The sequence below is a fragment of the Robbsia andropogonis genome, assembly GCF_034047095.1.
GTDB lineage: Bacteria > Pseudomonadota > Gammaproteobacteria > Burkholderiales > Burkholderiaceae > Robbsia > Robbsia andropogonis.
This window is the reverse complement of record NZ_CP139170.1, coordinates 11,447-35,277: the sequence shown is the minus strand read 5'-3', so window position 1 is coordinate 35,277 and position 23,831 is coordinate 11,447. Positions and strand designations below refer to the sequence as shown.

The 23,831-nt window shown below is 55.5% G+C and carries 22 protein-coding genes and 3 pseudogenes; 12 read left to right on the top strand and 13 right to left on the bottom strand.

Annotated elements, in window-relative coordinates; genetic code table 11:
* Window positions 1–14 precede the first annotated feature (14 nt).
* On the bottom strand, window positions 15–962 hold the full coding sequence (locus tag SJQ66_RS13830) for a ketopantoate reductase family protein (protein WP_320534893.1): 948 nt from the start codon (window positions 960–962) through the stop codon (window positions 15–17).
* A gap of 306 nt (window positions 963–1,268) precedes the next feature.
* On the opposite strand from SJQ66_RS13830, the gene SJQ66_RS13825 reads away from it, so the two are divergent.
* On the top strand, window positions 1,269–1,859 hold the full coding sequence (locus SJQ66_RS13825) for a DUF2844 domain-containing protein (protein WP_320534892.1): 591 nt from the start codon (window positions 1,269–1,271) through the stop codon (window positions 1,857–1,859).
* A 63-nt stretch (window positions 1,860–1,922) separates the two neighbouring features.
* Window positions 1,923–3,227, top strand: coding sequence for a DUF3443 family protein (locus SJQ66_RS13820; RefSeq protein WP_320534891.1), 1,305 nt, complete (start codon window positions 1,923–1,925; stop codon window positions 3,225–3,227).
* Here SJQ66_RS13820 and SJQ66_RS13815 read toward each other — a convergent pair.
* From SJQ66_RS13815 to SJQ66_RS13800, 4 genes are all read right to left on the bottom strand, one after another.
* Entirely contained in the window at window positions 3,208–4,035 is an 828-nt protein-coding gene (locus SJQ66_RS13815) for a deaminated glutathione amidase (protein WP_046152383.1), read from the bottom strand. The two genes, SJQ66_RS13820 and SJQ66_RS13815, sit on opposite strands and share 20 nt — an antisense overlap.
* A 120-nt stretch (window positions 4,036–4,155) precedes the next feature.
* Window positions 4,156–5,451, bottom strand: a complete 1,296-nt coding sequence (locus SJQ66_RS13810; RefSeq protein ID WP_320534890.1) for a hypothetical protein — start codon at window positions 5,449–5,451, stop codon at window positions 4,156–4,158.
* 243 nt (window positions 5,452–5,694) lie between these two features.
* Window positions 5,695–6,036, bottom strand: coding sequence for a DUF3597 domain-containing protein (locus tag SJQ66_RS13805; protein WP_024905688.1), 342 nt, complete (start codon window positions 6,034–6,036; stop codon window positions 5,695–5,697).
* A 173-nt stretch (window positions 6,037–6,209) separates the two neighbouring features.
* Complete coding sequence (locus SJQ66_RS13800; protein ID WP_320534889.1) at window positions 6,210–7,745, bottom strand: methyl-accepting chemotaxis protein; 1,536 nt, start codon at window positions 7,743–7,745, stop codon at window positions 6,210–6,212.
* Between the two features lie 437 nt (window positions 7,746–8,182).
* Between SJQ66_RS13800 and SJQ66_RS13795 the strand changes: the two genes are divergently transcribed.
* Complete coding sequence (locus SJQ66_RS13795; protein WP_320534888.1) at window positions 8,183–8,953, top strand: hypothetical protein; 771 nt, start codon at window positions 8,183–8,185, stop codon at window positions 8,951–8,953.
* Between the two features lie 130 nt (window positions 8,954–9,083).
* Here SJQ66_RS13795 and SJQ66_RS13790 read toward each other — a convergent pair whose 3' ends face one another.
* Window positions 9,084–9,335, bottom strand: a complete 252-nt coding sequence (locus SJQ66_RS13790) for a hypothetical protein (RefSeq protein ID WP_046152380.1) — start codon at window positions 9,333–9,335, stop codon at window positions 9,084–9,086.
* Between the two features lie 399 nt (window positions 9,336–9,734).
* Here SJQ66_RS13790 and SJQ66_RS13785 point away from each other — a divergent pair, with 399 nt between their 5' ends.
* From SJQ66_RS13785 to SJQ66_RS13770, 4 genes are all read left to right on the top strand, one after another.
* Window positions 9,735–9,917, top strand: a complete 183-nt coding sequence (locus SJQ66_RS13785; protein WP_024905684.1) for a hypothetical protein — start codon at window positions 9,735–9,737, stop codon at window positions 9,915–9,917.
* Window positions 9,918–9,947: 30 nt separating this feature from the next.
* A complete protein-coding gene (locus SJQ66_RS13780; protein ID WP_157685723.1) occupies window positions 9,948–10,145 on the top strand; it encodes a hypothetical protein in 198 nt (65 codons plus the stop codon).
* Window positions 10,146–10,371: 226 nt separating this feature from the next.
* Window positions 10,372–10,962, top strand: coding sequence for a chemotaxis protein CheB (locus SJQ66_RS13775; protein WP_046152378.1), 591 nt, complete (start codon window positions 10,372–10,374; stop codon window positions 10,960–10,962).
* 695 nt (window positions 10,963–11,657) lie between these two features.
* Entirely contained in the window at window positions 11,658–13,130 is a 1,473-nt protein-coding gene (locus SJQ66_RS13770; RefSeq protein WP_320534887.1) for a hypothetical protein, read from the top strand.
* Window positions 13,131–13,179: 49 nt separating this feature from the next.
* Here the strand turns inward: SJQ66_RS13770 and SJQ66_RS13765 are convergent.
* Window positions 13,180–13,377, bottom strand: a pseudogene (locus SJQ66_RS13765) (LysE family translocator); the annotation flags it as partial.
* A 170-nt stretch (window positions 13,378–13,547) separates the two neighbouring features.
* Between SJQ66_RS13765 and SJQ66_RS13760 the strand changes: the two are divergent.
* Window positions 13,548–13,850 (top strand): helix-turn-helix domain-containing protein, encoded by a 303-nt coding sequence (locus SJQ66_RS13760; protein ID WP_046152374.1) that lies wholly within the window; start codon window positions 13,548–13,550, stop codon window positions 13,848–13,850.
* Window positions 13,847–15,208 carry a type II toxin-antitoxin system HipA family toxin gene (locus SJQ66_RS13755; RefSeq protein WP_320534886.1) on the top strand — a complete coding sequence of 454 codons (1,362 nt, stop codon included), beginning with the start codon at window positions 13,847–13,849 and terminating at the stop codon, window positions 15,206–15,208. The genes SJQ66_RS13760 and SJQ66_RS13755 overlap by 4 nt, the downstream gene beginning before the upstream one ends.
* A gap of 196 nt (window positions 15,209–15,404) precedes the next feature.
* On the opposite strand, the gene SJQ66_RS13750 is transcribed toward SJQ66_RS13755, so the two are convergent.
* The 3 genes from SJQ66_RS13750 to SJQ66_RS13740 all read right to left on the bottom strand — a co-directional run bounded on the left by SJQ66_RS13750 (window position 15,405) and on the right by SJQ66_RS13740 (window position 17,067).
* Window positions 15,405–15,830, bottom strand: coding sequence for a hypothetical protein (locus SJQ66_RS13750; protein WP_157685721.1), 426 nt, complete (start codon window positions 15,828–15,830; stop codon window positions 15,405–15,407).
* A gap of 704 nt (window positions 15,831–16,534) precedes the next feature.
* Window positions 16,535–16,819, bottom strand: a complete 285-nt coding sequence (locus tag SJQ66_RS13745; protein WP_046152451.1) for a YXWGXW repeat-containing protein — start codon at window positions 16,817–16,819, stop codon at window positions 16,535–16,537.
* A 35-nt stretch (window positions 16,820–16,854) separates the two neighbouring features.
* Window positions 16,855–17,067 (bottom strand): hypothetical protein, encoded by a 213-nt coding sequence (locus tag SJQ66_RS13740; RefSeq protein ID WP_320534885.1) that lies wholly within the window; start codon window positions 17,065–17,067, stop codon window positions 16,855–16,857.
* 919 nt (window positions 17,068–17,986) lie between these two features.
* On the opposite strand from SJQ66_RS13740, the gene SJQ66_RS13735 reads away from it, so the two are divergent.
* Entirely contained in the window at window positions 17,987–18,469 is a 483-nt protein-coding gene (locus tag SJQ66_RS13735) for a protein kinase domain-containing protein (RefSeq protein WP_320534884.1), read from the top strand.
* Window positions 18,470–18,553: 84 nt separating this feature from the next.
* Here the strand turns inward: SJQ66_RS13735 and SJQ66_RS13730 are convergent.
* Window positions 18,554–18,778 (bottom strand): annotated as a pseudogene (locus SJQ66_RS13730) (transposase domain-containing protein); the annotation flags it as partial.
* 306 nt (window positions 18,779–19,084) lie between these two features.
* Here SJQ66_RS13730 and SJQ66_RS13725 point away from each other — a divergent pair.
* Window positions 19,085–19,285 carry a hypothetical protein gene (locus SJQ66_RS13725; protein ID WP_320533730.1) on the top strand — a complete coding sequence of 67 codons (201 nt, stop codon included), beginning with the start codon at window positions 19,085–19,087 and terminating at the stop codon, window positions 19,283–19,285.
* The gene (locus tag SJQ66_RS13720; RefSeq protein WP_320533729.1) at window positions 19,275–21,353 is read left to right on the top strand and encodes a recombinase family protein; all 2,079 of its coding nucleotides are present in this window, start codon (window positions 19,275–19,277) and stop codon (window positions 21,351–21,353) included. The genes SJQ66_RS13725 and SJQ66_RS13720 overlap by 11 nt, the downstream gene beginning before the upstream one ends.
* On the opposite strand, the pseudogene tnpC reads toward SJQ66_RS13720, so the two are convergent.
* Together tnpC and ltrA are read right to left on the bottom strand one after the other, a co-directional pair.
* Window positions 21,354–22,115: pseudogene (gene tnpC / locus SJQ66_RS13715) on the bottom strand (IS66 family transposase); the annotation flags it as partial.
* A 70-nt stretch (window positions 22,116–22,185) separates the two neighbouring features.
* Entirely contained in the window at window positions 22,186–23,433 is a 1,248-nt protein-coding gene (gene ltrA / locus SJQ66_RS13710; protein ID WP_320534883.1) for a group II intron reverse transcriptase/maturase, read from the bottom strand.
* Window positions 23,434–23,831: the final 398 nt, after the last annotated feature.

Sequence of the window (23,831 nt, the reverse complement as noted above, 5' to 3'; positions counted from 1 at the left end):
TGCCGATGGCCTGCTCAGCCAGCGGCACCCGGCTTGACTTCAATGAGTTTGACCAGCGCGTGCAGCGTGCGATTCACCGGGGTATCGATGCCGTGCATCATGCCTTTGCGAACGATCAGCCCGTTCAGATGATCGATCTCGGTAAGCTTTCCGCGCGTCAGATCCTGTGCGGTGGAGGAGCGTTGACCGGGCATCGTCGCCGCGGTCCGCGCGATATCGGCATGGATATCACGGGTGATGGCAATGCCTTCGGCATGGGCGACGGCCAGGCATTCACCAACGACGGCCCGCAGCGTTTCCGGAATGCCCTCTCCACGGGACAGGGGGCCATAGGGCAACTGCGTGATGGCCGACAACGCGTTGTAAGCGCAGTTGATCATCAGCTTGATCCAGAGGGCCTCTCTCACATCAGGCGACACTTCCGTCGGCACGCCGGCCGCGACCAATGCGCTGGCCACGGCGTCACTGGCGGGCGATGGCTCGATGACGAGTTCACCGCGACCGTGGTGTATCACATGGCCATCACCACCCATCGCCGACGCGACGTACACGACCGCGGCGGCTACCGAAACGCTGGCCGCACCTTTCGCGCCATCGCGTGCCAACTGATCCGGGTCCAGTAGGGCCGCGCGCAGGGTATCCACGTTCTCCACGCCATTCTGCAGCGACAGCACCAACGCGCCGGTTTTCAGGAACGGTTTCATGTCGCGTGCCGTGGCCGGTGTATCCATCGACTTCACGCAAAACAGCACCAGATCCGCCTCCGCCACGGCGGATGTCTCGGTGCTGGCGCGCATGGGAATGTGCGTGTCGGACGTCGCCGTTTGAAAACGTAGCCCGTGGGCGTTGATCGCATTCACGTGCCGCGGCCGTCCGATCAGCGCCACGTCGTGACCCGCGCGGGCCAACAGGCCGCCGTAATAGCAGCCGACCGCGCCGGCGCCCATGACTGCCACTTTCATGATCGAGAGCTCGCAAGAAAAATTGGAGGGAAACGTTCATTGGCGACGATATCACTATTCCCCCTGCACGGCTTTGGAGGTACGATCAAGGCCGCGCGGAACACTGCCGCACAAGTGTTGCATCCTGACCGCGCGATGCTCCCATGACGCACGGATCGGGCACAATAAGCAAGCCGTCGACAAGGCGATATGGAACACGCGTTTGATTTCGCTCAGGACGGTGGAAAAATTTCGAGATAGCTGTCACGCAACCGTCAGATATGTAAAAGACATTTGCCACGGCTTCTTATTTAGCAGGTCGTACCGATGAATTTTCTCTTGATGCTGTCTTCCCGCACGCACCGCCTTATCACCGCGCCGCCATATCCCGGCATGGCGGGCTTTGCAGTGGCCTGCGCGCTTATGTTTGGCGCGGGGCTCCCGGCGCATGCCGATCTGGGTGGCGCACCTCGCTTACCGGCATCGGCGACGCTGTCAAGCGCGGCGGTGCAGTCGTTCCAGGCGCGCACCGGCACGACGGCACTGGCTGCAACAACGAGCGGCGCGGCATCCGCGTCCACTTACTCGGTGAGGGAGTCGACACAAGCTGACGGTACGGTCGAACGTGAATACCTGAATGTTGATGGAACGGTGTTCGGCGTTGCGTTTTCCGGGCCGTTCATACCTGATTTGCAATCCATTCTTGGCAGCGGCGCGTTTACGCAATACGCGGACGCACGAGAGGCCGCCAAGACGGCCGATACCGAAAATGGCATTCGGCGTGGGCGAAGCGCGCCCGTCAACGTGCAAACAAGCAATGTGGTGGTTCAGATCACAGGCCATCCCGGCGCATTCAATGGGCGGGCCTGGGTGCCCACGCTCGTGCCGTCCGGCTTGGATACGGCCAACATCAAATAAATACGCGTGCGTGTGTGCGCGTTTTCCCGTGCCTGGCGTACCGCTGTTCAACCGTATCGAATCATGCGATTTCTGTCTTTTCTTACCGTAATTCGCCCGCGCCCTGTCGTGATAACCGGCTGGCTTGCCGGACTAATTGCCGTTGGCATGCTAGCCGGGTGTGGTGGTGGTGGCGGTTCGAGTAGCAGTAGCAACAGCGCGACGTCCGCTGCTGCAACCAGCACGATTGCCGCGGCGGATACCAATGTTTCGACCATCACGGTTCAACAGGGGCCGAACGCTAATCTGGCCAATGCGCCGTTTGTGACAGTGACCGTCTGTGCACCGGGTTCGAGTACCTGCGACACCATCAATAATGTGATCGTGGACACCGGGTCGGTCGGATTGCGGGTTTTGGCGTCGGCCGTTCCCAACTCGCTGAGCACGCTTACGCGGATACAGTTGAGTTCATCCAGCCAGTATCTTGCCGTTTGTGGCCAGTTTCTCAGTGGTTACACGTGGGGCACCGGCCGGCTCGCGGACATCAAGATGAGCGGGCAGTCGGCCTCGAGTGTACCGATCCAGGTTATCGCCGACTCCGCGGTGGGGAGCGCCCCCAGTCAGTGTTCGAACGGCAGCGCCACGTCGTATTCGACGGCAGCCACGCTCGGAGCCAATGGCATACTGGGTGTGGAGGGGCTGATTCAGGATTGCGGCGCAACGTGCGTCAGCACGGCAACGTCGGCATGGTATTGGGGATGCTCGTCGACGACAGCATGCAGCAGTCCGTCGCAAACAACGGTACCGCTCGCGCAGCAGATCACCAATCCCGTATCCAAATTCGCCACCGACAACAATGGTGTGATTATTGAATTGCCGGTCATCGCCAGCACGGGGGCCGCCACCGCAACCGGGGCACTCGTCTTTGGTATCGGGACGCGCACCAATAATGCGCTGGGTAGCGCCACGGTCGTTCAGACCGACAGTGCTTTCAATTTCAAGTCGACCTATAACGGCACGACAAATACAGGCGCGTTTGTCGACACGGGTTCGAACTTCCTGTATTTGGACGACTCGTCCATCGCCACCTGTACCAGCGGTAGCTATAGCGGATTTTTCTGTCCGTCCAGCACCGTCAGTCGGAGCGTGACGTTCTCGTCGAACGTCTCGGGGGCGACCAGTACATACAGTACAACGTTCAATATCGCGAACGCCCAGACGCTTTTTAGCAGCAACAATTATTACGCGTACAACGACATCGGGGTCCAGCAAACCAACCAGATGGACTTCGGCTTGCCGTTCTTTTATGGCAAGAACGTCTTCGTGAAGATGGAAACCGCGGCGAATCTGCGAGACGGCTATCTCGCGTTCATCTCGAATGTGAATTGACGGCCAGTTCCGGCGTTCCAAACCGCCGATTCGCCAGCGAGGGCAAGCTGGCACGCGCCTGGGCAATACGCTCCGGCAGCAACTCGGCGAACAGCAGCGTTGGCGTATCCGCGGCGCGGGCGATGCAGACGCCGAGCGGATCGACGACCATGCTGGCGCCGATATTGCGCGGCCCACATTCGCCACAGGCCACCATATAGCAGGTATTTTCCAATGCCCGGGCGGTGCATAGCACTTCCCAGTGCCATTCCTTCATCGGTCCTTTTATCCACGCCGACGGCAACACCAGGGCATCGGCGCCATCGATGGCCAGGCGCCGCGCAAGTTCAGGAAAGCGCACATCGTAGCAGGTCATCATGCCGATTTTCATGCCGTGAACGTCGAGCAAGGGCGGCACCGCATCACCCGGCGCGATGCGCTTCGATTCCTGCATATTGAATGCGTCATACAAATGGATCTTGCGATATTCGGCGATCAACTTGCCGTCACGCAAGGCAACCTGTGTGTTGTAAGCCTTGCCGCCGTCCTGGGTGTTGTCGCCCAGAACCGGCTCCGGCATTGTGAACACGATGGTCATGCCGGGGGCGTTGGCGCTGGCATGGCTTAGCGCGGTAACGAACGGTCCGTCCAATGGCTGGGCACTTCGGCGGGCCAGATCGGCATCAGTGGGATCGAGCGCAAGCGCCATCTCCGGCAACACGAGCAAGTGCGCACCGGCGAGATGTGCTTGCGCGATCGATGCCGAGGCGCGTTCCGTATTGACCGCCGGATCCTTGTCGACGACGTACTGACCGATGGCTGCTTTCATGGAGGACGCTCCTGGCGTACGCCGCGCGTGCCGGCTAACCGGATGAAACGGCCGGGTAGCTGCGCGGATGACGGTAGTGAGAAGCCCTATTGTCGCCTATGTGCTGGCCGAACGTTCACTCTAGAACAGCGGGTGAGGGAACGGCGCATCCACGTCGTTTTCCAGAGAAGGCGTTGTTTCCAATGCCGACACCGTGTTGCCACCCGGCGCATGGCCGTCGTTGCCCATATGGGTGTAGTCGCCGTCGTAGAGTCTCCGTTCCTGCGTTTCCCAGAAACTTGACTCCGGGATGGCGCGCCGCTTTTCCTTGACGACCTCAAAATGAACATGGCCGTTCATACCGGTTTTTTCGAGCAGTTGGAAATACGCGCGTGCGTTATCGAGGCATTTCCAAAAGGCCGCCACCTGGCTTGCAATCTCTTGGCCCGAGAGTGAAGTGATGGAGATGTCGTGACGAACGATGACGTTCGAGCCCTCGGTCAGCTCGACGACCAGTGGTGCAAATTTTTCAAGTCCGTCATGGAAAGATGGCCAATCAGCGGACTGTATTCCGTGTATCAGGCATCGGCACGCTTTTGCGTAAGCGGTAACGGTTTCGTCGTTTCCCGGGCCGGAACGCAGTCGGGTGACTGCAACTTCGGTATGATCCGCATGCCAAAAGCTGAGAGTGTCTTCACGGTCGAATCGCTTCACGTCCATCGTCGATTGACGCATGGACGAAAAGGGGCGCGTATCACGCTCTCGCGACTCGCTCATCAGGAAAATCACGAAAGATCGAAAGCCGCCCTCGGACAGCGGACGGACCGTCTTGGAAAACATATCGCTCACCAAGGCGCGACGCCTGCCGACAAACGCGGTAACGGTTGATTCGCAGTTAGCGGTAAAGGCGGTGCGTTCAGGCCTCGTGAGTTTGTAGGGCGGGAGTTGCTGTTTTACCATCAGCTGCGGAATTTGATGCAGCATCGCTTCCGCTTGCTTGATGTTTTCTTTCAATAATGCGATGCGTTGGCGAACTAGTTCCGGCTTGATCTCGCTGAGAATGGTGCTTTGGTAGACCACGATTTCATGGCCATTGGCTTCGCTATCCTGGTCGCCGAAAACGCAAGCATCTGGCGGAGGGACGGCGATCGCCATTGTGCAATGCGCCAGATGGAGCTTGAAGTCATGTATTTTTGGCGACAGGACAACGAATGACGCAAGGCCGCCGTCGACATGTCCGAGTTTCACCGCGATGACGACCCAAGTGGATGCGTCAGGAAATACGGTGTTTTTTATATAAATTTCCCGACTTTCTTTATCCCAGTACGAATAGTCGCCGTTGTCGCGGCGTACGAGAGCGTGTGCGGGAGTGGTATCCCAGAAGCGCTTTTCATCCCATATGCCGGGGAATTGTTGTGTGAGCTCATTCACATTCATGGAAAGTCGTTCCGTAAGCCGCGCTATTAAACCGATCAATTCTGGATATTGCGGTCAACCGCCCCCGGTCTGAATCGTTGTGCCGAGAAGGCGTTCAATATGACGAAGCAATGGACATATTTGCCCGAAGCAGTCAGCTGATATACGGAAGAGGAGGAGAGCGACACTGCAGTGAACGAGTGGGGCAGTGTCGTCGATGGAATCAGCGAAGCAGGCGGTGACGATGCACGCCGAGAGGAGAAATTAGATGCTGCCGCGCTTTGCGATCGATTCCAGAACTTGTTTATGCAGCCAGACGTTCATTGCGGCGCTGTCCGCTTTATCACCGGAGTACTTCAATTCGTCCGCCATCTTTGTCCGCGCATCCAAGCTGCTATCCATGCCGACCAGCTTCATCAAGTCGACAATCGAATGTTCCCAGTCAAGCTTTTCCGGATGTTTGCTTGCGCGCTCACGCAGAAGCACCATCGGGTCGGTCTCGGCGCTCGGTGCCTCGCCGGACGGGGCAGGATTACGGGATGCATCCGGGCCTTTTGCATGCGCAGTGCCGAACAACTTCGATGTGAGGGTATCAAATAGTCCCATTTGGCTTTTCTCCGATAGGATGCCACCGAAAGGGTGGTCTTGGCGGAAGCCTATCGGGAAATAATGGGGGGCGCGGGTGCTGCTTCGTTTGTTGCGTGTGGGAATCGTAATGCATAAGCGGCGCTTCGTACGTGCGTTATTCCGCGCCGCTTTCAAGGTCGAACCTGCTGGGCTCAAGCCAAGCGAAACACGCCCACGGTGTTGCGCAGGCGATCTGCTTGTTGATCGAGCGACGCGGCAGCAGCGGCGGCTTGCTCGACGAGTGCCGCGTTCTGTTGCGTCACCTCGTCCATTTGTGAGACCGCACGGTTCACTTGCTCAATGCCATTGCTTTGTTCCGACGACGCCGCGGCAATCTCATTCATGATGTCGCTGACGCGACGGATCGATTGCACGATTTCGGTCATCCGCTCGCCGGCCACTGCGACCTGCCCGGTTCCTTGTTCAACGCGTGCGATCGATTGCCCGATCAGATCCTTAATGTCTTTTGCCGCACTGGCGCTGCGTTGTGCCAACGTACGTACTTCGCCGGCCACGACGGCAAAGCCGCGTCCTTCCTCGCCTGCCCGCGCCGCTTCCACGGCGGCGTTCAGGGCCAGGATATTGGTTTGGAATGCAATGCCCTCGATCACCGAGATGATGTTGCCGATGCGCTCTGACTGTTCCGAGATATTGCGCATGGTGCCAATCACTTCATCTACCGCTTCGCCACCGCGCGTGGTCGCGCCGGACGCTTCCGCGGCGAGACGGCTTGCCTGCTGCGCATTGTCGGCGTTCATTTTAACGGTGGAGGTCAGTTGCTCCATGCTCGAAGCTGTTTCCTGCAGCGAGGCGGCTTGCTCTTCGGTGCGTTGTGACAAGTCCGTGTTGCCCTGGGCGATTTCGTTCGAGCCGGTGGCAATGGAATCGGTGGCATGCTTGATCTCTTCCACGAGGTCACGCAGGCGTGTACGCATGCCGTGCAACGCGAACATCAGGCTGCTCTCGTCGCCATCGGCGAGCGGCACATCGGCGGCGAGGTTGCCGGCGGCAATCTGGGTCGCAAATGTCGCGGCTTCGTTTGGCTCGCCCCCCAGGGTTTTCTGGACGCTGCGCGTGATGAGCCAGGCGATCGTGCCGACGGCGATGATCAGCACGACGGTGATGCTGATCAGCACGCGGGCGACGCGCCAGAAAGCGGCATTGATATCGTCATAGAAGAATCCGGTGCCTACGCGCCACTTCCAATCCGGCACCTGGAACACGCCTTGCAGTTTTGGCACCGCGGGGGTATCGGCGCTGCGTTTGACCAGCAGGTCGATCATCGCGAAATGATTGTTCGCCAACCCCTGACGGTAGGCTTCGTCGTCGCTCATGCCGCTGGTGGTTTGATTGCCGGACAGCTTCTTGCCAATGAGGTCCGTGTTCGGATGGACGATGTTGACGCCACCGCTATCGGTAACCCAGAAATAGCTGACGCGATCAGGATTGGTTTGGACCAATGCCTGAATGGCTCCCGCTTGCGCCGCTTCCTGGGTCATACTGCCCTTTGCCTGTTGGTCACGGTAGTACTGGATGATGTGTTCCGCTTTTTTAAGCAGTGTGATCACTTCGGAACGACGACTGTCGAGCAACGAGGTATTCAATGAGTAGAGCGCGATGCCTGCAATGGCGACCACGCCGACCAGGGCCGTGACGACAAGGGACATTAATTTTGTAGAGGTCTTCATCGCTGCGCGACTCCGGTACAAGGTATGTCTGGTAAACGGGTCGAACGGTCGTTTCTTTAAGAGTAATTGTTTGCTCGTAAACCCCGTTGAGATACGCGGGATGTTGACATTCATATGTCGTGCGGCCTCCCCCGTTTCTGAGCAGCCTAGATAACTGATATGACACTTGCCATGTTATGTACGCCTCTGTCTTGGTGATGTGTTAAAGCGACTGTTTGAGAAATTTAAAGTTTCTGGTTACAAATTCTTACTGTCTCGTTTATGCTGCCGGCTGCATCTCCACAACAGCCCGTTATTCATAGGATTCCATGCCTTCCCGCGCGCGCTTTTTTCTTTCGTCGACTTCCCTCGTACCTTTTGAAGATGCGTATCGGCAGAAAAATACCGTTTGTATCCAGCGTCTCTTTTGGTTAATTGCAACGGCGTTTGTCGCGGCCATGGGTGTTTCCATAACGGCCCACGCCGGCACTATTTTCCAAAGTGTCAACACCCAGTTGACCGCATCGGCGGGCGGGCAATATACAAACTACCGTGAGTCCTCGAACAATCAAACGCTGGATACGGAAACGGGCTTTCAATCGGCGTACCAAGGGAAACTATCGATACAGCGCGATATGGCTGGCATCAAGGATGTCTATCTCAGCGCGAGTTTTGCTTATTCAAAGGGGCGTACGGACTACGACGGTCATCTGAACAGCGCCAGCGGCGCTTCCATTCCGTATCAAGCGGGCACTCGGGTGAACTCGACGGATGTCACAGTGAAGGTCGGTAAAGCGTTTACGGTGACGAATCAGGGGCAGGTCATTTACTACGTGTATTACGGTTATCACCAATGGCTCCGTGATTCCACGAGTTACTATGGCTATGATGAGCATTATAGCCATCACAGCGCGGGGCTTGGCATGATCGGCCAATATGCGATCACGCCAAAATTGGTATTCAGCGGAGAAGCGTCGGTAGGCGGGACGTTCGCGGCCAGTATGAAGACCGATATCACGCAAGGTAAATTCAGGCTTGGTTCCGACCTCACGGTGATGGGGTCGCTTGGCCTCGATTATGCTGTCACGCAACATCTGCATGTGAACGCCGCCTATCAGATCAGCCATTTCAAATATGGCCAGTCAGGGACCGTAGACTATTTCTACTATGAGCCCAGCTCGACCACGACGAATCAAACGCTGCAAGTAGGGATGGGGTTGTCGTTCTAAGGCGAGGCGTGGTGATGCGCGTTGTACAACGCGCATCACCACGCATGTACAAACCACAGTAATACGTATCCCGGGCGCGCCTGTCGACGATTTGGTGCACGGAATCCCTGTAGGTGCACGCAGAGACGCGCTATGGGCCGATTGCGTCGGCCTCTAGGTCTCGTTGTTCCGCGCCGACTGCTGCGTCGCCAGCCATAAGCCAGCAAAGGTATTGGGGCCAGCGCTTTGCTATAGCCTCCAGCATGTCGCCGTTAATTCTCTGCTTGCCAATATAGGCGTTTCGCCACCGCAGGCGAGATATGCCGGTGGCACGTTCAAGGTCGATCCAGCGTCGACGGCTATCAACAACGTGATCGATGAATTTAACAAGTCGTTGATGCATGTCTTATCTAGACGTGAATATTGTGGCGACGGATGATCCGCGGCAATCCAATGGCGCAGATTTCGCTATCAATGCGTCGACCCATGTTGCCGTATGAAGATCAGCGGAATGTATCGGCGTCTGGAAATCATGACAATCAGACTGGGACTAATCGTTCTTGCAACCTGGGTGATTTGCTAGCCCTGATCGGTCGATGCCTGTCGCGATGTATTGCGTCACTACGGTGTCTTCCGTGGCCCAGATCGCGCAGGGGGGGCTGACGGTGCAAAGCTGGATCGCTGACGCCATGATTGCGTTTCACTTCGCTGTGGCGTCAAAGTGCGGACCGACGATTCGCGGCCTCGCGGAACGATCCTTGCGTACCTGTAATGTGCTGGACCACGTTCCAGGAGGAACTTTATGCTACAGCATACGCAATCCGCTAATCAGCCCCATCCCAGCAATGTCGAGCCTGACGCGATCCCACCGGCGCGGAAAGAGAATGGCGACATCGAAAGCGATGGTACCGAGGACAGGGATGTGATTGGCAGCCCGAATGACCCGACGTCCGACCCCAAAAAACCATCGACGGAAGCGTCGTAGCATCGCCCCACGAGCTAAATGGACGTACCTATGCACACTATTGATGCAAAATCAGATTTTTCGGAAGACGATCTCACTGATACCAAAGCCTTGGCCGCCCACAATGCGGAATTGGCCCAGGCGCAGCCTAATCCTATACCGAAGGCGGAGTGGGAGGACGGTAGCGATGGTAAAGGTCTGGTCGATCCTGTAAAGAATGCCGTCATGCCCGCAAAGAGTAAAATTTGACGTGTTCCGTCTCCAAAACAGCGGTTGGAAAAAGCATCTGACGTCATGAGAAGCGGCGATGTCGTGCCCTTAACCCGCCAAAATACCAGGCGTCCCTAAACGACGTGGAGCGTGAGGTTAGCAAGTACCGGGTCTGTGTGAATTTCCCAGATCTCTGAGAATTCGTCGGATTAGAAGTGCTCTGTCTGTCGATCTGAATCTCGCCCGTTTCCTCCGAGGTTAGAAAATGAAGCGACCTATGTATGCGATAGGTATTGGTGCCTCGGGAGTCGAGGGGTTGGATGATATCTGCCGACTTCTTGAGCGCTGGCCGGAGTCCATTGACGCTTCTGTTTTCGTTGTGCTGCATCGCTCAAGCGACAAGGTCAGTTACTTGGCAAAGGTTCTTCGGCGAAGAAGCCGACTCTCCGTTGTCGTTGCCACGAACGGAATGGCAACTCAGGCTGGAGTTTGCTATGTAGCTGAATCGAGTCAGGTATTGTACATAGACCAGAATGAAGCAATCGCCTGTCTGGACGGTTCAAGTAATCGCTATCGAAATCGTACCGTTGATGTTCTGTTCGCGTCCTTGGCTGCAAGCGTGGGAAGACGGGCCATAGGCATCGTATTGTCTGGATCGCTTGCAGACGGATCGAAAGGATTGGCGGCAATCCATCAGGCAGGTGGTTTAACGATGGTCTTAGATCCAGGACGTAAGCCGCGCGGCATGCAACAAAATGCCATCGACTATGACGGGCCTATCACCTACATCGAAAGCGTAGACGGGTTGCTGATAGCGTTGGACGGTGATTTTAGCAATCGCGGATCCAGAAGATAAAAGCACCGTGACGTCGTAGAAGGAGCGCGTATGAGTATCAGTTACCTTTAAAAATACGAATACACATCATAAAAGTGCATTTTATAAACGTTTTATTTTAACAAGCATTGCTTATTATTTTAAAAAATCTGCTCTTTTTTCTTCATTAAGTGTGCGCGATGCGTGTCGCTTGTCTGACACATTGCCTTTTGCGCATCCGTTGATTGCCCACCCATCCCAGGGTGGTTATCTCTTTTACCACTAATAGCACGACGACATTGTTGCCAGATGGGGCGCGGGCCCGTTTGTGAAGATGGCGGTGAAATGATCGAAAAAGGGTAGTTGGCCCCTTCTATCGCGATCACGCTCACTGCGAATCTGGTGGAGGGCACTGATATGTACAAGACGGTCCGCGACAAGGCGGATGGGTGTATTGAGGCTGTGTTAAAACGCTGAACGTTATTTCGGGATGGCTGGTTTTCTGTGTTTGATATCCGGCTTCACGGCTGTTGCAAATATTGCAATGTCTTTGCGTCGGCTGATGATCGTTTTCTTTGCGGTTAATCACGCATGCGGCAACGCGTACAAGGATGCGTTTCGTCCGCGTAATCGCGTTGCTTCGGTTTTTGATAGCGACTTACTCGCGCTGGTTCGACAATATTGCCATAGCTATTTTACTTACATGAAATTTAAGACGCGAGATTGCAGGGGAAGGAATGATAAAACTGACAAAGGTTAATGTGAGTGGTGGATTGCCTGCTATATCAACCGAAAACATCGAGAATGTAAGTGAAAGTCTAGCTGAAAAGATAGATAAAGTAACCAATGCCTGTTTTTATACAATTTCAAGTAAAATTTCTGAAATAAGAAGTTCTGCAATAAATAATTTAGCGGAGTTGAAAATTTCATTAACACCAGATGAAGTAGTGCTTGCTGGTGAGTATAAAATATCCAAGAGTAATTCTAAGCCACTAAGTTATCTGCTTTCTTTCGGTGCTGAAAATGGAGTTATCGTTTCCGTTGTTTGTTCCAAAACAAATAATATTGGCATTTATCATATTGATGATATGAATTTTCTAGATAGGAATTTGAAAAAATTTATAAAAAAATTTGGTGATATAAAGAATTCCGATAACTGGAAGGTAACGATGGTGGGCGGTCAATGGCTTACCGGTTCTGGTTTAAGTTCAAAGGTCAAAGTGATTTTGCAGAATGAATATAATATTACTCCTGAATGGAATAAATGGTCGTGGTCAGGTTGTAGTGCTGCGATGTATGGTGTGTTGCTTAATGTTCAAACGACAGAACAAAAAACTTTCCAACATACCAGGCAATTTTCAGATAGCGTTAATAAGGATATTTTGCAACAACTTCGAAAAAGAAGCGATGTGCAGAGTGATTTATTGCATGCCAAGAATGACCAAGTTACGCTGTTTGATTCACATGAGTTTTCGATGGAAAAGAACAGAAGTATTATTGAGGAGCATGGTTTTAATGATGTTGTTTATCATGTAACTGCCTCGGGAATAAGGGCAAGGGATCATATTGATGGGTTTGTTCGAGAATTAAGTAATTTTCAAGGTGAAATGTTTTTAAGTTCGCGAAAGGAGCAAATAGTAAAAATAAATGAAATTTACCAAAAGCGCAATCTTCAAGACGTTGTTGGGTTGCATATTGAGAAAAATCGACGGCATTATTCTGAAGATGGTTCTTCGTTTAGTACGCGTAGCACTGATATTTCTCGGCAGAGAAATAGTAATTCAAGTTTGCGACATGCGCTCTATCAATCGTCACATGAATCACGTAGTACGGGAATATCTGAAGGAAAAGAGGGGGCGAAGCAATTTATCGTTAGTAATTCTATAATTTTTACGAACCAAAAAGTAAATTTCACAAATCAGCAGCATAAACTGGCTGAAAAAGCAATTTCTGAACTTGAGAATGGACGTCAACACAAAAGTAGTCACCCCATGGTGAATACCCGGTTTTCGTCGTCCGTTCTAGCTAAATTAAAACAGGAATTTCCTAAAGTTGCGCTCGACAGACTCTACAGTAGAGACCTCGGGGATTGGGAAGGAACAGGCAAGGGAAGAGGACCCTGGCGCGTCGTGTCGGCACGCTGTGCTGATGACAAATTAATCATTGTCGGTGTATTTGATAATCATAAGAATCCTTATCAGCAGTGGTGAGAAAGCGGGAATAGGGTACTACGCTGATGATGATAATCTTTTCCGATGTTCAATGCCGGCTGGCGAAAGCGAGCCGAGCGGCCAGTCCGGCAAAAATCGATGCGAGCAGGTATTGAGGGGCCCGTGACGGTTTCTGCCGGGTGGCCCACCTCTGGCTAAGTTGACTTGCGGAAAGTATTACGACGCCGTTGACGACCAGACCGATGCCGTTGAGCACGGTCGCAAGGGTCATGATTTGAACGGCTACCCCAACTACATTGCAGTCACTGGACCTCGACGGACTGCTCGAGTTTAGAGTTATTTGATTAATAAAGTATCCTTTGTGTCTTTATAGACACTTTATTAATCATCTGTTGACAGAGTTGCGCGAAAATAATAAAGTATCCAAATAGGAAATTCGGATACTTTATTACTCTAATGCGTACCCTTGGCGAACTCAGCGCTGTGCTCTCCGACGCCGTGCAATCGGGCTCTACTGACAAGTCCGACCTTGCCGCAGCGGCTGGCGTAACTCGCGTCACGCTTCGGCGGGCGCTTACGGGTTCAGACTTCAAGGTCTCCACCCTTTTCGCAATAGCTGACCAGCTCGGGCTCGAGGTAGTGTTGGTGCCAAAAGAAGCTGCGCGGGGGTTAGTCGCGGAGTCGCTGGTCGCAGCCCCTCACGTAAAAACCCGGGTCGAGGCTGCGCTTGAGCGCGTCAAGAAGGTAGGTGACGCATGAACGTCAAAGCGCTCGAAATCCTGCTCGGCACGACCCGCGTGGGCGTTCTGTTCAAGTATGGTGATGACAATCCCATCATTCGGTTTGTGGCGGATGATGCTTTTGCCTACCTGAGCGCCCCCCCGACCCTGTCCCTTTCCATGGTTGCCGACGACGCCGACGCGCAGCGCGCACTGTGGGCGACCGTGACGGCCAAGGTGTTCAATGGTCGCTATTCCCCTCGCAATGGCTGGCTGCTTCCCTCGTTCTTTCAGGGGCTGCTACCGGAAGGGGTGTTCCGGGCGCACATTGCGGACGTTCGTGGCTGCGATCCTAAGGACCATTTCGAGATGCTGGCGGCCACCGGACGCGACCTCCCAGGTAACGTCTATGCGCGCCCTGCTCATCTTACGCGCGAGGAGTTGACGCATCTGGTCACCCAGAATGCCGATTCGCTCGAGATGACGGTGACTGAGGAGCCGATGGATGACGGAGTGTCGGTATCCGGCGTTCAGCCGAAACTTGCCGTCATCAAGGATGGCGACCGGTATGTCGGCCGCACCAAGATGCAGGACACCCATATCATCGCCAAGCTGCCGGTCGTGGGATACCCTCGCCTACCCGAGCTTGAAGAGCTGTCCCTGCGCCTGGCGCGCGCGGCGGGCGTCAGCACCTGTACCGCGCAGCTTGAGCCGCTGGAAAAGCTCGCGGTCGAGCACGGCTACGACTTGGGCGACGCTGATCAGAAAACGGCCTTTCTCGCCGTCACGCGATTCGACCGCCAACCTGGCAGCCGGATTCAGGTCGAGGATTTCGGCCAGATTCTAGACGTGCAGCCCGAGGACAAATATACGAAGAGCTATGCAGAGGTTGCAGCCGTCATGCTTGCGGTACCGTCGCTTGGCGAGGATGCCGTGTATGAGTTGCTTCGCCGGCTGACGGTCAATGAGCTGCTCGGCAATCCCGACATGCATCTCAAGAACATGGGCGTGATTTATCGCGACGGCCACACGCCAGCGTTGTCGCCAGCATATGACATTGTCGGGTACAGCGCATACGCCAACCGTGAAGGGCATGCGTTGCATATTCTGCCGCCGGTGGGCGAGAAGAAGCCGAAGTTGCGAGCACACAATCCAGGAGATGAGAAGCAAGCCAAGGCGCGGCTCTCTCCTGCAACGCTGCGGTCTTTCTGTGACTTGCTGGGTTTGGTCGAGAAGCCGGCCGCTGCTGTCATCCAGCGCACGGTCGCCGCTGCGGTAGACGTCTGGCCGGGAATGATTGCAGACTCGAACCTCACGGACATGCAGAAGTCGCGCTTGCTGGCACACTTTGATGCGCATCCGATGGTGTTTTCGCGTCGTAAGCGCTTACGCAAGTAACTTTTTAGCTGTATTTCAACTCAATTTGTAGAGCGTGGTTGCTTAACCGATTAACGTGGTCGTCAAAGGTGAGAGTGGCGTGAAATCGCCAAAGCTGGTGTCAGGCACCACTGCGGCCGATGATCAAAAAGTGCCGCGAAGCTAGACGGTCGCATTCACCGGCAGGGGAGGGCGGCAATCGGCTAGGAAGCGACCTTCATGGTGATCGTTCAATTCTCTGGGTCAACCGAAACGGATCGACGGCCCACATTTCGCCAGCGCGGAGGTGCCGCTGTGAGAGGGCCAGCCACTTTCCGAGCGGCGTGAGACTTATTCCCGATGAAACCGAACCGCCGAAGGACTCGGAGACAAATGGCGCGTCATCTTCCGGGCGACGAATAACCTGAACAATGTGAGTGATGCCGCGTAGACGGGGATGGTTACTCGCCCAGGCCGGGTCTCCCATTTTCAGCCCGATGGTGGCGCAACGCGGAAGACTGAAGGCTGTGATCTCTCGCCCCTCAAGAATGAAGCCTGTCCGGGACTCAATCTCCTGAATGATCCGATCCGACCACGCTTGCAGGGCGTCTACATAATCGAAACCAAATACTGTGCAGCCAGCGGCTTCGTTCTCTGCTCGCATCGCTTTCGTGAGAAGCAGTCTGGTCCACCCCGAGCAGTCAATGACTGGAGGGTCTGCAGATAGTCCTTCTGACTTCACACCGCGCTGGTATCCGACTCGACCCGTGTAAAGTTGCACCAACTGCCACATCGTCATCTCGCCGGCATTTAAAGTCATTGTGCAAACCTTCGTACTGTTGACTGTGGGTGGCTATTCATGAGTCGAACCGAGATCGGTTTAGTCGTATCCCATGGAGAACGGTAGCCTGAAACGGATGCTGTTCGGCGTTGACTTGATGGAGAGGCGGAATGGCGCACTTTTGCATTCCGCAGGGATCGACTACCCCCCCACAGTCGCTAGCCTCAGGTGTAAGAGCCACGTAGTGCGAAATAGCCTTCGAGCGTAATGGAAAAGGCCGATTTGCCGGCAGCAAGTTGCAGCAGCAGAATCGACCCAAAGAAAATTGCCTGCTTAATGGTGCAACGCGACCAAAGTGACTGGGGCGATAAGCAACGAAGGCGGCCTTACCGCTTACGCAGACCGATGTCGTCGCTCATCGCGTACACCCTTTCCTTTAATCTACGATGCATCGATGCCCGTAGGGACCAGGATGCGTCCCCGGTGGGCAGACAAGTCCGGTGCGAGGCGACACCGTGCATCCTGACATCATGACAACAAAAACAGCGCCGAACGCAAGGAACGCAAGTTTTTTCATGATCATCCCTTTAGGGGAAGCAACGGTGGCCGTGGGGTCCCGGATGCGTGCCGGGCGGGCACATTGGGGAGCCGCGCCAGTGACCAGGGACCCACGCATAGGCGCGCCCGTCCCACTGCCAATGTCCGCGAACCCACGCGTATCCGACCCGTGGCGGTGGTACGACTTCCACGCGCAGCGGCGGTGGCGCCGGCCGGGCAACGATCACTTCCTGTGCGAACGCAGCGACATTACCGCAAACAGCCACCACAGCGACGACCCCTGCCGCCGCCAACAATTTGTTCAGACCTTGCATGACTCCTTCCATCTCAAAACACATAAGCGAGTTGCTTACTGAATTAAACGGGCGGTGCCGCAGGATCTGTCGGAAGTTTTTGTAACGATTGATTTCTCCGGGCGCGCTTGATGGTCGCCATCGTTGCGCGGCGTCGGCTTGCCGTTGGCGAACAGCGGCGTCAGCGCACGGCGATCTGCTTCCCAGCGCCCCTGTGCGTCGACGTCCTGGCGTGTCGGAATAGTCACGCGCCCCTTGGCCCAGTCCAACAAGGGCCGCGTCCACCAAGTCATCCGCCGTCATCGCGCCCCGCCACGTGCGGGTAGCGGCCTCGAGTCATGAATTCGCCATTGCACACCTTGTCCAGGGGCTTAGGGTCTCGTTCGAGGCATGAAGGACGTAGGGCAGGTACGGTATAGCTAGCGAAAAATTGTTTTCCGGCACAGATCCGACGGCTGAACGTCCGCTCAATCGCAACCGCGAATGTCGCCGCATGGGCGGTTACTGCCCTGCAATGCCAGCTAAAAAATATTCAACTAGATTGTCTATGACCGGCTATCAAAGGACGTTCGTGTGCTTCCGCGATTAGACATTGGAATGACCGGTTGAATCCGCCGGGACTAATTCCGGGGTAGGGTCAGAGCGAGCAGTCAAATGAACCGATAAAAGTTCAATGGTGGCGTTGCGTGCCGACATTGCATCGGCGTTGGTTTACTAACTTAGGCATTAGCTTAGGTTTTTTCAAGCTAGCGGAATGTGATATTCCACTAAGCGGTTCGCTTGCCCCTTGCGACTGTTGCTATAGGTGCGTGCTCCTCGCGCATTGTTCTGCTTCTGACCAGATATCACTCACAGCCGTTGCTTTGGTTCGACGGGTGTCGTTTGTACCGCAAAGACATTCATATCAGTTATATTAACGTTGTGATGGCAATGTTAATGGACTATAGCGTTAACGATGCCCGCGATAGTACCCATATCGGGGTGGAGACTGTCTGTGCGTTGCACAGCCACTTCGAGGAAGTCGAGGAGCGACTTGCCATAGAATTTCGGCAGATTGTGGAGAACGGATAATCGTTTGCGGAACGCATTGTAGTCGCTCGATTTTAGGGCGCGGAAAGATGCAATAACGTTGACATTGCATAATGTTGGCGTTTTTATTAAATCGTAATGGGCGTACGGGAATCGCACATGCCGTCACTAGATGATGCAGTCATACAAGATTTAGAAAAACGTCTGGTAGCGTTTTTAAAGAAAAAAAATGAGTGTAGCGTACCCGAACTTCTCGACGCGGGCGGCTCAGCCGCAGTTTTCAAGGTTACGTGCGCCGGCGAATTACGCGCCTTTAAAGTATTCGAGCCGAAGTTTCTCAGCGGTCCATCTGGACCGGCAGAACGTAGACGATTGGACGTTCAGCGGCGCCTGGTAAGTCACGATTGCCCGAATTTAGTAAAAGTATTTGAAATTTCAGAGGCAGAAGATACTGCATTCACGGAGATGGAGTTTATCGACTGGCCTCAACTAGCTAAGTCGCTGAGTTCTGTACCGGATGAGCATGTGCATTCGCTAATTTCTCAGTTAGTGGTGGCCGTTCAATACCTAGATGAACTTAATATCGTACATCGTGATATTAAGCCTGAGAACAGTAAGCGTCGACCGAAGGCATCTTGTTAGCCGCGTATTTCATGTGGCCGGGTATCGAATGGCGGCATGCCGGTAGTGCCCATTTAAAAATAAATGGGCACTTCAATAAGCTTTTTAAGCCTCGTGGAGTTTGCTGGAAGCGATGTTCCACGGCAGCAGATCGTCGATCTGATTCACCGGGTGGTCGGCTATGCGCGTGAGCACTTCGCGCAGATACGCTTCGGGCTCGATGCCGTTCAGTTTGGCCGTACCGATTAGGCTGTACATGGCGGCCGCACGTTCGCCCCCTGACTCCGAGCCAGCAAATAGATAATTCTTGCGGCCCAGCGCAATTTCCCGTTCATTCTGCCCATATCGGGCAGGAAGTCGAGATTCATTATCGTTGGCATCCGCTGTATGGGCGTCGCGTCAAGGTTAAAGACATCGAGCGTCGCGGCGGAGGTCAGGTCGTCCATGTGGAGGCGGACCCCGGTGTAATCAGGATGATCGCGGGATGGATGCTCGATGCCGCGATTTGTTCAGCGATGGTTCTCGGCGAACCGAGAGTTACCGTAGCGACACTGCATAATCTGCATCAATTGCTGGTCGATCTGCATTTGCGGGGAAACTCTCCGGACGGTTCCACCAACGTCCGGGAGAAACGCAATGGGCAATCTGCCAAACGTCGTTCCAGCAGGTCAACAGTTATCGCGGTCGATGCCGCCCCAGATGAACCTGATGTTCGACGCGGTCGAGCTTCAGGGGATGAACGCGGTGCAACGGGCAAACACGCTCAGGCATCTCGCATGCCTGTTGATGCAGGCGGCGGGCATCCCGACTGCGAAGGGGCGTAACGATGACGAATGATGATCGTTTGCCCGCAGATCTTCTTAAACGCAAGGCGGTAGTTTATGTCCGACAGTCCAGCCGAACGCAGGTCCAACTGAACCTCGAGAGCCGGCGCCGGCAGTATGACCTCGTGCAGGAAGCAAAGCGACATGGATTTCGCGACGTCGAAGTCATCGACGACGACCAGGGACGCTCGGCGAGCGGCACAGTTGCGAGACCGGGCTTTGATCGTCTGGTCGCGTTATTGTGTGCAGGCGATGTCGGCGCAGTGCTTTGCCTGGACGCCTCACGCCTTGCCCGCAATGGACGCGACTGGCATCATCTGCTCGAGCTCTGTGGTCTCGTTCAAGCGCGGGTAATCGACCTTGACGGTGTGTACGATCCTTGCCGGGCAAATGACCGGCTATTACTTGGCATGAAGGGCAGCATCAGCGAATTCGAACTCAACGTGCTTCGAACGCGCATGCACGACGCCAAACGAGAGAAGGCACACCGTGGTGAATTACGTATCAGCGTGCCGGTCGGCTATATCTGGCATCGTGATGTTGGTCTGGGTTTCGATCCAGACGCACGGTTGCAGGAAGTCATACGCCTGATTTTTACTCGTTTCCGGCAACTGGGCAGCGCGCGGCAGGTTCTGCTGTCGATGAACGCTGAACAGGTCCACTTCCCGCGCCCCTCTGACGGCCGGACGCTGACGCGGGTCGACTGGACTCCAATACGCTACCGTAACGTGATTTCGGTGCTCAAGAATCCGTTCTATGCTGGTGTCTACGCGTATGGCAAGAGCGGCAAGCAGATGACGATCGTCGAAGGCCGGGCACGCAAGAGCTACAAGCACCGCAAGCCGTTTGAGAACTGGGACGTCATGCTCCGGGAACACCACGAAGGCTACATCGACTGGGCGGAGTTTGAACGCAACCAGAAGAAGCTCGCGACAAATGCTTACGGCAAGGCGGGCGACGTAAAATCCGGTCGTGGTGGCCGCGCGCTGCTCGCTGGCCTGCTTGCCTGCGCACGCTGTGGACGTCGCCTGTCGGTGGCCTACGCTGGACGTATCCCGCAGGCCGTGTACCGGTGTGACCGCTTCGACACGTCAGCGCGATGTATGAGGTTCGGTGGTTCCCGTATCGATGCGACTGTCAGCAAGGAGCTTCTGCGCGTCGTGGAGCCATTGGCGATCGAAGCGGCACAACAGGCTGAGCAAATGCACATGGATACCCTGAACGAGCAGCAACAGATCGTGGAACTCGAACTGCAGCAGGCCCAGTACGAGGCCACGCTGGCTGAGCGGCGCTACGCCGCCTGTGATCCCGAGAACCGCCTGATTGCCGCGCAGCTGGAGAAGAACTGGGAAGCGGCATTACGTCGTGTACAGGCCTGCCAGACGCGCGTGGAGACGGTGACTGCACCAAAGGCGCAGGCTCCCCTGCCTGACTTTACGAAGCTCGCCGAAGATCTTCATGCTGCGTGGAATGCACCGAGCGTCGCCATGCGCACACGTCAACAGCTTGTTCGCGCGCTCATCGTCGATATCGTTGCCGACGTCGACGAGGCTACACGCGAAATCATTCTGACGATCCACTGGCAAGGCGGTCAACATTCCCGGCTACGGATTCGCAGGCCGCGAACTGGCGAGCATGGCTGCAGTACGTCAGACGAAGCGCTCGCGGTTATTCGCAGCATGGTAACCCGATGGTCCGACGAGGACATTGCTGCATCACTGAACCGCATGGGAATACGCACAGGACAGGGCAAGACCTGGACCGCACATCGTGTCAGCTCTGTACGGCATGTCCGCGATATCCACGCCTACAAGTCGGCAGATAAGGATGGCGACTGGCTGACGATGTCTGAGGCAGCGAAGGAGCTTGGTGTCACTCACTACATGATCCGGCGTTTGATCAACGATCGGATTCTGCCTGCCGAGCAGGTCGTGCCTGATGCCCCATGGCAGATTCGGACGATCGATCTGCACAGCGAAGCGGTTACCGCAGCACTGGCGCGCAAGTATCGCCCGTGTCGCAACGATGTCGAAGGCCAGATCCCAATGTTTATCCAGGTTTCAGAAGGAGGTGCACAATGAACGCCCCGTTGCCACGGCGCGCAACGCGCGTTCGACGGCGTTATTGTCGATCTCGCCCCGGCCATCCTGCACGAACGTGTTCAACGCCTCCCATCGATTGAGCGCGTACTGGATCGCACCGGCGAGCGCCGATTTGGTCGATAGCGTTGGGATCAGCGAGTCCAACCACGCTCGCATACTATCGAGCAGCGGCTTGCTGTGTTCGGTTCGCACTTGCAAACGCTTGTCCGGCGGCTCCCCCCTGATCTGCTCTTCAATTGCATACAGTGCCGCGATGCGGCGCACCGCTTCGCCTGCCGCCGGTGACGGATGCGACTTCGTGAGTTCGTAGAATTTGCGTCTGGCATGCGCCCAGCAGGCAGCCTGCGTTCGCGAGTCGCCATACAGCGCGTCATATCCCACAAATCCGTCGGCGTGGATGATGCCGTTGAACTCGCCGAGATGTCGTTGCGGATGTTCGCCGCGACGATCGGGCGTGAACGCCATCCATAATGCGGCGGCATTTGCCGAGCCCGCTGGGCGTTCGTCACGCACATACGCCCACAGCCGACCCGTGACAGTCTTGCCTTTGCCCGGTGCCAGCATCGGCACGGGCGTGTCATCAGCGTGCACGCTCGGCCCCGCCATTACATATCGGCGCAGCGCCTCTACCAATGGGCGCAGCAGTCGTGTGACACCGCCGACCCATTCACTCAGCGTCGAGCGATCTAAGTCCAGTCCGTCACGTGCATAGATGTGCGACTGTCGGTACAGCGGCAGGTGAGTGGCGCAGGGGAATCTCACCCCTGCGCTCTCCCAGAACCGGACGTGAATCTCTCGACTCATCCGGCTCCTATCGTCCAGTCGCTTGTATTGCCGCGCCCCAATGCGGACATAGCGTCGGAGCGCGATGTTGAAGATCAGACAGCCAATCCCAGGCCCTCGAGATATGGCCGCGAAGCTTCTTGTACTTGCGTCGCGCCCATCGCACTAGATGGAAGTCCAGTGCCTTCAGGGAACGTTGCAAGGTCGACGGATGGAAGAGCCCGTAATACCGTACCCAACCAACAATCTTCGGTCGAAGCCGCGCTAGCAGCTCCCCCAAATCATATCGGCTCAGGCGAGATAGGCCCCAATCACGCATCTCCTGCCGCATAGCTTTCGCCGCTTTGTCGCTCACGGCCGGCGAGAAGCTTGTGAACAACTCCCCTCGCCGATTCATCGCCTGTCTTGGCTTAAACGTATAACCAAGGAAGTCGAACCGCTTCACAGCAAAGTCACCACGCCGATTCGCATCGACGCAATATACGACCTGAGTTTTCTCTGGATGCAATTCCAACTGACACTGTGCCATACGAGCTTTAAGATCAGTCAATAACGACTGCGCCTCCGCTTCGCTTTCACAATGGCAGATGACGTCATCCGCATAGCGTTCAAACGACACCGTAGGATGATGTCGCTCCATCCATTTGTCGAACGCGTAATGCAGGAAGAGGTTTGCCAACAAGGGACTAATAACACCCCCTTGCGGCGTGCCCCTATCGCGCATTTGCCGTGTTCCGTCCGGCATCACCACATCCGCGCTCAGCCAGCGCCTAACATACAGCGCAGTCCACCGGCAGTCGGTATGCCGCTGCACAGCTTTCATCAATAGGGCGTGATCGATGTTATCGAAGAACCCCTTGATATCAGGGTCAAGCACCCAGGGACGTTGCCAGCAACGACTTCTGGCAACGCGCAAGGCATCGTGTGCCGAGCGCCCCGGTCGATAGCCATAAGAATCCTTATGGAATACCGGCTCCAGCAACGGCTCAAGCCGTCGCCGAACGACCATCTGTGCAATCCGATCAGCAACCGTGGGAATACCCAGCGGTCGCGTTTTGCCATCCCCCTTCGGAATGTCAACTCGCTTGACCGGTGACGGGAAGTAGCTGCCCGAGGCCATTCGATTCCAGATCCGGTAAAGATTCCTGCTTAGATCTCGATCGAACTCGATAATACCGACCCCGTCAACTCCGGCCGCGCCACGATTCGCTTTGACGCGCTTGTACGCGTCCCAAACTTCACGCTTGGTAATATCAAACGACTTTGCCTCAGACATGAACGTCATCCCCTTGCAGGTTGTGTCCATGCTGAGACCGAACGACGACGCCCCTTCGGTCCAGCTCCATTACAGAGCCTTCTACCCTACTACGAGCATCTCCGTCCCTGTGCCCCGCATCGGTACTCTCGTTCTCGCAGAGGCTTTCCACTTGAACTTCTCCCTTAACATCGGGACGACAGGTTCTTACGTTCCTTACTGAAGCCTGATACAGAGTCACGCCGCCTTCATGCCGGGCGCCGGTCGAGCAGTCGGCAGGCTTCCCTCGACCTTCATCCCGGGCTAACCACCAAGGCCCGGTTTCGACGCCATCTATATACGTTTCGACACCACATCGACGGTTCATTTTCATTCGTCTCTCTGTACCGCACCTGACGCAGTCATTGCTGCGCCTTTTC